Raw genomic sequence first — 9,206 nt, forward strand, 5'->3', positions numbered from 1 at the left:
GGCTAGGCAGGCGACCGCCGAGCCGTGCACCCCTGTCTAGAAGTCGTCGTCGAAGGCGACCGTGCCCGTCACCCCGACCTGGTACGCGGACACCCGGCGCTCGAAGAAGTTGGACAGTTCCTGCACGTCCTGCAGCTCCATGAAGGCGAACGGGTTCTTGCTGCCGTAGCGCGCCGCGATGCCGAGCACCGCCAGCCGGCGATCGGCCACGTGCTGGAGATAGGAGCGCATGTCGGCCAGGGACAGGCCGCTGACGCCCTGCTCCAGCAGGTCCTCGGCGAACTGCACCTCGCACTCCACCGCTTCCTCCATCATCGCCGTGACCTGCTTCTCCAGGTCGGCGTCGAAGAGGTCCGGCTCCTCGCGCCGCACCGTGTCGACCACGTCGAACGCGAACGCCATGTGCATCGACTCGTCACGGAACACCCAGTTGGTGCCGCTGGCCAGGCCGTGCAGGACGCCGCGGGAGCGCAGGAAGTACACGTACGCGAAGGCGCCGTAGAAGAACAGGCCCTCGATGCAGGCGGCGAAGCAGATCAGGTTGAGCAGGAAGGCCCGGCGGTCGTCGCGGGTCTTCAGCTCGCGCAGCTCGAAGATCGAGTCGATCCACTTGAAGCAGAACTCGGCCTTGCGCCGGATGGACGGGATGTTCTCCACGGCCGCGAACGCCTCGAAGCGCTGCTGCTCGTCCGGCACGTACGTGTCGAGCAGGTTGAGATAGAACTGGACGTGCACGGCCTCCTCGAAGAGCTGCCGCGACAGGTAGAGCCGACCCTCGGGCGAGTTCACGTGCTGGTAGAGGTTGAGGACCAGGTTGTTCGCCACGATGGTGTCGCCCGTCGCGAAGAACGCCACCAGGCGCGAGACCAGGTGCTGCTCGGCGGGCGAGAGCTTGGCCAGGTCGGCGAGGTCGGTGTGCAGGTCCACCTCCTCGACCGTCCAGGTGTTCTTGATGGCGTCCTTGAAGCGGTCGAAGAACGCCGGGTAGCGCATCGGCCTCAGGGTCAGGTCGAGTCCGGGGTTGAGCAGGGTCACTGGCAGGCCTCGCAGCTTTCGGGGTTTTCGAGGGAGCAGGCGAGAGCCTCGGCGTCAGCCACTGGGACGATCGACACCGTCGCCTGCTGGATCCGGGTCGCGGGACGCGACCGCAGGTAGTACGTGGTCTTCAGCCCGGACTTCCAGGCGTAGAGGTACATCGAGGAGAGCTTGCCGATCGTCGGCACGCTCAGGAACAGGTTCAACGACTGCGACTGGTCGATGTACGGCGCCCGCGCCGCGGCCAGGTCGATCAGCGCCCGCTGCGGCAGCTCCCACGCGGTGCGGAACAGCTCGCGCACGTCGGCCGGCAGACTCTCGATGCCCTGCACGGAGCCCTCGGACCGCTTGATCTGGTCGCGCACCTCCGGCGTCCACCGGCCGAGCGCCTTGAGCTCCCGTACCAGATAGGTGTTGATCTGGAGGAACTCGCCTGACATGGTCTCGCGCTTGAACAGGTTGGACACCTGCGGCTCGATGCACTCGTAGCAGCCGGCGATCGACGCGATGGTGGCCGTCGGCGCGATCGCGACGAGCAGCGAGTTGCGCAGCCCGGTCGCGGCGATCCGGCCGCGCAGGGCGTCCCAGCGCGCGGTCTGCGTGGGCGTCGCGCCCCACAGGTCCGGGTGCAGGTCGCCGCGCGCGGCCCGGGTCTCGGCGAAGGCCGGGTGCGCGCCGAACTCCTCGGCCATGCCGGCCGACGTCTCCAGGGCGGTCAGGAGAATCTCCTCCTGTACGCGCGTCGACAGCTCGCGGGCGGCGTCGGAGTCGAACGGCAGCCGGAGCGAGAAGAACGCGTCCTGCAGCCCCATGAGACCGAGCCCGACCGGCCGCCAGCGCGGGTTCGACGCGGCCGCCTGCTCCGACGGGTAGTAGTTGATGTCGATGACCCGGTCGAGGAAGACGACGGCGGTACGCACGGTCGCGCGCAGCTTGTCCCAGTCGACGCCCTCTGCTGTCAGGTGGGCGCCCAGGTTGATCGAGCCCAGGTTGCACACCGCCGTCTCGTCGTCGGAGTTGACCTCGAGGATCTCGGTGCACAGGTTGGACAGGTGGATCGCGTTGCCCGGCGCGCCGGTCTGGTTCGACAGCCGGTTCGACGGGTCCTTGAACGTCATCCACCCGTTGCCGGTCTGGGCGAGCGTGCGCATCATCCGCCCGTACAGGTCACGCGCCTTGACGGTCTTGACCGCCTTCTTCTCGGCGGCGCGGTACGCGTCGTCGAACGCCTCCCCGAACAGGTCGGGCAGCTCCGGCGCGTCGGACGGGTCGACCAGCGACCAGTCCTCGTCGGCCTCGACGCGGCGCATGAACTCGTCCGGGATCCAGTTGGCCAGGTTGAGGTTGTGCGTGCGCCGGGAGTCCTCGCCGGTGTTGTCGCGCAGCTCCAGGAACTCCTCGACGTCCGGGTGCCACGGCTCCAGGTAGACACAGGCCGCGCCCTTGCGCCGGCCGCCCTGGTTGACCGCGGCCACGCCCGCGTCGAGCGTCTTGAGGAACGGCACGATGCCGTTGGACCTGCCGTTGGTGCCCCGGATCAGCGCGCCCCGGCCCCGGATCCGCGACCACGAGATGCCGATGCCGCCCGAGAACTTCGACAGCTTCGCGACCTGGTGGTAGCGCTCGTAGATCGAGTCGAGCTCGTCGCGCGGCGAGTCGACCAGGAAGCACGACGACATCTGGGTGTGCCGGGTGCCGGAGTTGAACAGGGTGGGCGAGCTCGGCAGATAGGCCAGCGACGACATGAGCCGGTAGAAGGCGATCGCCTCGGCCGGGTTGGTCGATAGTCCACATGCGACCCGCAGGAGCCAGTACTGCGGCGTCTCGACCACAAGGCGGGTCTGCGGGTGGCGCAGCAGGTAGCGGTCGGCCACGGTGCGCAGGCCGAAGTACTCGAAGCGCCGGTCACCGTCGACGTCGACGGCGTCGTCGAGCTTGCGGGCGTTGCGCGCCACGAAAGCCGCGGTCTCGTCGCCGATCAGGCCCTGGTCGTACGCGTACCGGATCGACTGGCTGAAGCTCGCGACGCCCTGGCCGCGGACCTCCTTGTCGACGTAAGCCGCGAGCAGGCGGGCGGCCAGCCGCGAGTACTGCGGCTCCTCACCGATGAGCTCGGCGGCGGTCTGGATCGAGAGCTTGTCGAGCTCGGCCGTGGTGGCACCGTCGTACAACCCGCTGATCGTCTTGGTCGCGACCCGCAGCGGGTCGACCTCGTCGAGGTCACCGACCCACAGCTCGACCGCCCGGACGATCTTGTTGACGTCGACCGGCTCCAGAGCGCCGTCGCGCTTGCGCACCCGCATCGCGTGGCGCCGCTGCTCCGGCACGGCGGGCGTCTCCGTGGTGACCGTCATGTCCCCCTCCTCACGACCATGCGGACGCGCAGGAGGACGCCACCGACCCGCGCCGATGCGCGGTTCGGTGCTGGCGTCGGCCGTCCCACGCGGCCTTCGACCGCCGCACACCGGACGGCATGCGGCGCACTGGCAGGTCTTCGGACTCGTGGGCGTCGTGCGCGTTCCTACTGGCCGTCGCTTCCCAGGCCGAGGCCCAGTGCTTCGTTGACGGCGGTCGTTCCCACTCACCGCTGCGGGGCAGTCCCGGATTCACACCGGGTTCCCTGTTGCCTCGGCCATCCGGTGAGGACGGCCGAACCAGCTGCGGCCAAGACCATATATGGGTGCCGCCGCGAAACACCAACACCAGATGCTGTGCCGGCGTGTCGCGTGAGTTGCGTCGCTCCCGTCGTTCAGTCGGACGTCAGCGACGTCGGCCGCTCGCCGTCGTAGGGAATCCAGACGAAGCCGGCGGCGAACGGCACGAAGCTCGGGCCGCGCAGGTCGGCGAGCACCGTCTCGCCCAGCACCAGGCCCGCCAGGACGCGGTGGCCCTCGGCGAGCTCGGCGGTCCAGTCCTGCCGTAGCTCGGCCAGATCGACCTGCCACTCCGGTTCCAAGCCGACCTTGGCCGCCTGGTATCCGGAGAGCTCGGCCACGAGGTCGTAGAGCGCGCGACCGACGGTGGTCAGCTCCGCGGCCGTCAGCACCAGCCGTTCGTGCCCGCGATCCAGCGCGACCCCCCAGCCCACGCCGACCGGCACCGCGCTCAGCTCCAGGTACGGCACGCCGCCGGCTCCGGTGACCTGGCCGAGCAATGGTTCGTGGAGGCGGATCTGGCGGTGCCCGACCGGGATCGCGGCGGCGCCGCGGACCACGTCGCAGGCGGCATGCGCGGCAGCTTCGTCGGAGCCGAAATTGACCACCAAGCCGAAGACGATCGCCATGCCGATGACGATAGGGCCGCCGCCCGCACCGCCTCTCGTGCGACGGCCGTTGCGGGTCGCCGTGCCGGTCATGGCCGTCGCCGCCGTCATGGGCAACGTCGGCCGCGTCGTCGCGTGGTGGCGCCGCATCGAGTGGGCGCCCGTCCTCGCGTACGCGCTGCCCGGTGTGCCCGCCGCCGCGCTCGGTGCGCACACCCTGCTGGCCGTCCCGCCCCGGCTGGTCGACGGGTGCCTGGCAGTGTTCTTCCTCGCGATGGTGCCGCTGCGGCGCTTCGCCGCGTTGGGCCGTCTGCGGCTCCGGCACCTGGCGGCCGCCGGTGCGGTGGTCGGCTTCCTCACCGGGCTGGTGCTGTCCACCGGCCCGCTCAGCGTGCCGGTCTTCAGCGCCTACGGGTTGAGCGGCGGCGCGTTTCTCGGCTCCGAGGCCGCCAGCGCCCTGCTGCTGTTCGCCAGCAAGCTGGCCACGTTCGTGAGCGCCGGGGCGCTCGGCACGGACGTCCTCCTCCGCGGCGCCGTCATCGGGGCCGCGCTCATCGCCGGATCGTTCGTCGCGCGGCGGATCGTGCGGGACGTCAGCCCGCGGCGCTTCGAGGTGCTCGTCGACGCCGTGCTCGTCGTCGCCGCGGTCAGCATGTGTATCAGCGCCGCCCGGTAGTGCTGCGCATATGACGATATGGCGATACCACAATATATAGACGTAAGTCACTCGACGACCCCTTGTGTCGCCCGCCGGCCGTCGCCTAGCGTCCTTTCGTAATGAAACTCGTTTTCAATTCGGAAGGTGGCGCCCGCAATGCGTCATGAACGCGCGGCTCTGTTCGGTGCCGCCCTCGTCTCCGTCGCGGTGCTCGCGACCGGGTGCGGTTCCTCGTCCGGCGACGAGGCCGCCGCCGCCGCGACCCCGAGCGGCGTGTCCGTGGTCGCCTCCACCAACGTCTACGGCGACATCGCCAAGCAGATCGCCGGCGACAAGGCCACGATCACCTCGATCATCACCGACCCGGCGGCGGACCCGCACTCGTACGAGGCGAACACCCGCACCCAGCTCGACCTCTCCAAGGCCGACGTGGTCATCGAGAACGGCGGCGGCTACGACGACTTCGTCGACACGATGCTCGAGTCGGCCGGCAGCGACGCGACCGTGCTCAACGCCGTCCAGATCTCCGGCAAGACCGCGGAAGGCGGGGAAGAGCTCAACGAGCACGTCTGGTACGACTTCCCCAGCATGACCAAGCTCGCCGACCAGCTCGTCGGCGCGCTGTCGAAGGCCGACCCCGGCAACGCCGCGACGTTCAGCGACAACGCGACCGCGTTCAAGCAGAAGCTCGACGCGATGGAGCAGCGGTCGGCCACGATCAAGTCCGCGCACGGCGGTGCCGGCGTGGCGATCACCGAGCCCGTGCCGCTCTACCTGCTCGAGGCGTGCGGGCTGGCCAACAAGACGCCCGAGGAGTTCAGCGAGGCGATCGAGGAAGGCACTGACGTGCCGGCCGCCGTACTCCAGCAGACCCTCGACCTGTTCACGGGCAAGCAGGTCCAGTTGCTCGCCTACAACGAGCAGACCGCCGGGCCCGAGACCGAGAAGGTGCTCACCGCCGCGAAGGACCACCAGGTCGACGTCGTGCCGGTGACCGAGACGCTGCCGGCCGGCAAGGACTACCTGACCTGGATGAGCGGCAACCTGTCCGCCATCGAGACCGCGCTGAGCTGATGCTGGAGCTCGTCGACGCCGGGCTCGCGTACGGGTCGCGGCAGTTGTGGTCCGGGCTCTCGCTGCGGGTCGAGCCCGGCGAGTTCGTCGCGGTCCTCGGCGCCAACGGCTCCGGCAAGACCAGCCTCGTACGCGCGATCCTCGGCCTGCAACGCCTTACCGCCGGGACGGTCACGGTGACCGACGGCATCGGATACGTGCCACAGCAGCGGCGGGTCAACCTCCTGACGCCGCTGCGGGCCCGCGACGTGGTCGGCCAAGGTCTTGACGGACACCGTTGGGGCCTTGGCCGGTCCGCCGGGCGGACCGCCCGGATCCGGGCCGCACTCGAAGCGGTCGACGCCGCCGAGCTCGCGGACCACCCGATCGGGGTGCTCTCGGGAGGAGAACAGCAGCGGGTACGCGTCGCGCAGGCGCTCGTCGCCGGCCCGCGGCTGCTGCTCTGCGACGAGCCGCTGCTCTCCCTCGACCTGCGCAGCCAGCGCACCGTCACCGCCCTGGTCGACCGCCGCCGCCGGGAGGCCGGCACGGCGGTGCTGTTCGTGACTCACGAGATCAACCCCGTGCTGCCCTACGTGGATCGCGTGCTCTACCTTGCCGGCGGCCGGTTCCGGATCGGCACCGTGCCGGAGGTGTTCACCTCTGCGGTCCTGTCGCAGTTGTATGGGGTCCCGGTCGAGGTCGTCACAGTCAACGACCGGATCCTGGTCGCCGGCATCCCGCAGGCGCACCATGAGTGAGCTCTTCACCTTCGCCGACTACGGGCAACTGCTGGCGCTCGTGCACAACTCGATCGCCGCCGGCGCGGTGCTGGGCCTGGTCGGCGGCCTGATCAGCGTGTTCGTGATGATGCGCGACATGCCGTTCGCGGTGCACAGCATCAGCGAGCTGTCGTTCGCGGGCGCGTCCGGCGCACTGCTGTTCGGCGCCAACGTCGTGCTCGGCTCGCTGACCGGCTCCATCCTGGCGGCCGTCCTCATCGGACTGCTCGGCAGCCGGGCCCGCGACCGCAACTCGGTCATCGGCGTGCTGATGCCGTTCGGACTCGGCCTGGGCGTGCTGTTCTTGGCACTCTACAAGGGACGGTCGGCGAACAAGTTCGGCTTGCTGACGGGCCAGATCGTCGCGGTCGACACGCCGCAGCTGTCCTGGCTCCTGGCCACCTCGGCGGTGGTGCTGGTCGGTCTGGTGGTGGTGTGGCGGCCGCTCTCCTTCGCGAGCGCCGATCCGGAGCAGGCGGCGGCGCGCGGCGTACCCGTGGCGGCCCTCTCGACGGTCTTCATGGTGTTGCTGGGCCTGACGGTCGCGATGTCGGTGCAGATCGTCGGCGCGCTGCTGGTCCTCAGCGTCGTGTGCACCCCGGCCGCCGCGGCGATGCGGGTCACCGCGTCCCCGGTGGTGGTCACGGTGCTCAGCGTGGTGTTCGGGGTGGGCTCGGTCGTCGGCGGGATCCTGCTCTCGTTGGGCAGCACGATCCCGATCAGCCCGTACGTCACGACGATCTCGTTCCTGATCTACGTGGTGTGCCGGATCGTCGGCGCGCGCCGACGCCGTACCGTGTCGCGGGATGTCCTTCACCAACCGACCACCGTGGCACAAGGCGCCGGCTGACCTCCGGGCGGCCGTGTGCGGTGGCGAGGTCGTCGCCGCCAGGGACGTGCACGGCGGCATGTCGCCCGGCCCGGCCGCGATCCTGACCCTCGCGAACGGCGACACGGTCTTCGCGAAGGCGGTCAGCAGCGCGGTCAGCGCCGGGGCGCCGTGGCTCGACGCGGCACTGCTGGCCGCCGACGTGGTCGCGGCGGGCCACCTTGACGGGCCGGCGACCGCCCGCCGCGAGGCCCTGAGGCTGCTCGCCGACGAGCCTCCGGAGGCGGCCCGCTTCGTCATCGCCCAGGCCGGCATGTGGCGCCGAAACTCGACCCTCCCACCACACCCGGGCCTGCCCACCCACCGCGCATGGCAACGGGCCCGCGCCGCCGCGCTGGAGCCGCTCCTGGCCGACCTACTCGACTGGCAGCGGTGACGCGAGAAACTCGCGGGCACCGCGCAGCCGGGTGGTCAGCAGCGCCTGGGTTTTGGTGTTGTCCAGCCGCACGTCGGCCGGTCCGGGGAGGCCGCTGCCGGCGCGCAGGGCACGTGGAAGGGCCGACTCGTCCAGGCCGTCCCGGCGGGCGATGAGCACGCCGAGCTCGTGGCGGCTGACCGCTCCGGCGCCGGCGACGTGGTGGACGCCCGCGTGCGGCGACGAAGCCAGTTCCAGCAGCGCCGCCGCGAGGTCACCCACGTCCACCGGGCAGCGCAGGTCGTCCGTGAAGAGCGCTCCGGGTGCGCCGCCCGCCAGCGCGTGCACCTGGCGCTCGTGCTGCGAGTCGCCGCGGCCGATGATCAGCGACGTGCGGGCGATGACCGCCGCCGGTGTGATGGCCTTGACCGCTGTCTCGGCGGCGGCCTTGGCGGCACCGTACGGCGTGATGGGATCCGGCACCGCCGTCTCGTCGTAGCGGCCCGCCGCACCCGAGAACACCGCGTCGCTGGAGACGTGTACGAGCCGGGCACCGGTCGCGGCGGCCGCGAGCGCCACGTGCGTGCCCCCGTCAGCCGTCGTCGCCCAGTCCGCCTGGAGATAGGCGGCGTTCACCACCACAGCGGGCTCGACGGCGCGGACCAATGCGATGACCGCGGCACGGTCGCGGATGTCCAGGTGGTGCGCGTCGCCGTCCGGCCGTCTGGTGTGGAAGGTCGTCGCGACCCGCTGGCCCGCCCGGCGGGCCTGCCGCGTGACCTCCAGCCCGAGCAGGCCGCTGCCGCCCACTACAAGAAGATCCACTCGGCCAGGCTAGTAGGGCTTTGTCATGGTCCGCGTCCTGGACGGTGGCGGCGTTGCGGGAAGTGGGTTTGGCAGGTGGGGCAGGTGCCGATGAGGCGGGCGAGCAGGTGTTGCAGGCGTCGGAGTACGGCGTAGAGAGTCATTCCGGCGCACGGGTTTTTGGGTTCAGGCGTTGCAGGGTCAGGAACGCGTGAGCGGCGGAGACGAGGGTGGTGTGGTGGTGCCAGCCTTGCCATACACGGCCTTCGTAGTGGTCCAGGCCGAGTCCGGTTTTGACTTCGCGGTAGTCGTGTTCGACGCGCCAGCGTAGTTTCGCGAGCCGGATCAGGGTGCGTTTCGCGGTGCGT

The 9,206-nt window shown here is 70.3% G+C and carries 9 protein-coding genes, 1 pseudogene and 1 riboswitch; of the genes and pseudogenes, 5 read left to right on the top strand and 5 right to left on the bottom strand.

Annotated elements, in window-relative coordinates:
* Positions 1-36 precede the first annotated feature (36 nt).
* From CHC05_RS03700 to CHC05_RS03710, 3 genes are all read right to left on the bottom strand, one after another.
* The gene (locus CHC05_RS03700; protein ID WP_245870636.1) at positions 37-1,035 is read right to left on the bottom strand and encodes a ribonucleotide-diphosphate reductase subunit beta; all 999 of its coding nucleotides are present in this window, start codon (positions 1,033-1,035) and stop codon (positions 37-39) included.
* On the bottom strand, positions 1,032-3,389 hold the full coding sequence (locus tag CHC05_RS03705) for a ribonucleoside-diphosphate reductase subunit alpha (protein WP_089244589.1): 2,358 nt from the start codon (positions 3,387-3,389) through the stop codon (positions 1,032-1,034). Before CHC05_RS03705 ends, CHC05_RS03700 begins: the two co-directional genes overlap by 4 nt.
* 114 nt (positions 3,390-3,503) lie before the next feature.
* Positions 3,504-3,710, bottom strand: a riboswitch (cobalamin riboswitch).
* Between the two features lie 74 nt (positions 3,711-3,784).
* Complete coding sequence (locus CHC05_RS03710) at positions 3,785-4,318, bottom strand: hypothetical protein (RefSeq protein ID WP_089244592.1); 534 nt, start codon at positions 4,316-4,318, stop codon at positions 3,785-3,787.
* On the opposite strand from CHC05_RS03710, the gene CHC05_RS03715 reads away from it, so the two are divergent.
* The 5 genes from CHC05_RS03715 to CHC05_RS03735 all read left to right on the top strand — a co-directional run bounded on the left by CHC05_RS03715 (position 4,317) and on the right by CHC05_RS03735 (position 8,055).
* Positions 4,317-4,973 (top strand): sulfite exporter TauE/SafE family protein, encoded by a 657-nt coding sequence (locus CHC05_RS03715; RefSeq protein ID WP_089244594.1) that lies wholly within the window; start codon positions 4,317-4,319, stop codon positions 4,971-4,973. The genes CHC05_RS03710 and CHC05_RS03715 overlap by 2 nt on opposite strands.
* Positions 4,974-5,111: 138 nt before the next feature.
* Positions 5,112-6,029 carry a metal ABC transporter solute-binding protein, Zn/Mn family gene (locus CHC05_RS03720; protein WP_089244596.1) on the top strand — a complete coding sequence of 306 codons (918 nt, stop codon included), beginning with the start codon at positions 5,112-5,114 and terminating at the stop codon, positions 6,027-6,029.
* On the top strand, positions 6,029-6,769 hold the full coding sequence (locus tag CHC05_RS03725; RefSeq protein WP_089244598.1) for a metal ABC transporter ATP-binding protein: 741 nt from the start codon (positions 6,029-6,031) through the stop codon (positions 6,767-6,769). Before CHC05_RS03720 ends, CHC05_RS03725 begins: the two co-directional genes overlap by 1 nt.
* Positions 6,762-7,640, top strand: coding sequence for a metal ABC transporter permease (locus tag CHC05_RS03730; protein ID WP_089244600.1), 879 nt, complete (start codon positions 6,762-6,764; stop codon positions 7,638-7,640). The genes CHC05_RS03725 and CHC05_RS03730 overlap by 8 nt, the downstream gene beginning before the upstream one ends.
* Positions 7,597-8,055 carry a hypothetical protein gene (locus tag CHC05_RS03735; RefSeq protein ID WP_089244602.1) on the top strand — a complete coding sequence of 153 codons (459 nt, stop codon included), beginning with the start codon at positions 7,597-7,599 and terminating at the stop codon, positions 8,053-8,055. Before CHC05_RS03730 ends, CHC05_RS03735 begins: the two co-directional genes overlap by 44 nt.
* On the opposite strand, the gene CHC05_RS03740 is transcribed toward CHC05_RS03735, so the two are convergent.
* On the bottom strand, positions 8,035-8,859 hold the full coding sequence (locus CHC05_RS03740) for an SDR family oxidoreductase (RefSeq protein ID WP_089244604.1): 825 nt from the start codon (positions 8,857-8,859) through the stop codon (positions 8,035-8,037). The genes CHC05_RS03735 and CHC05_RS03740 overlap by 21 nt on opposite strands.
* Before the next feature lie 139 nt (positions 8,860-8,998).
* Positions 8,999-9,206: pseudogene (locus CHC05_RS03745) on the bottom strand (IS701 family transposase); the annotation flags it as partial.

Origin of the sequence: Asanoa hainanensis (assembly GCF_900188485.1) — a bacterium.
GTDB classification, from domain to species: domain Bacteria; phylum Actinomycetota; class Actinomycetes; order Mycobacteriales; family Micromonosporaceae; genus Asanoa; species Asanoa hainanensis.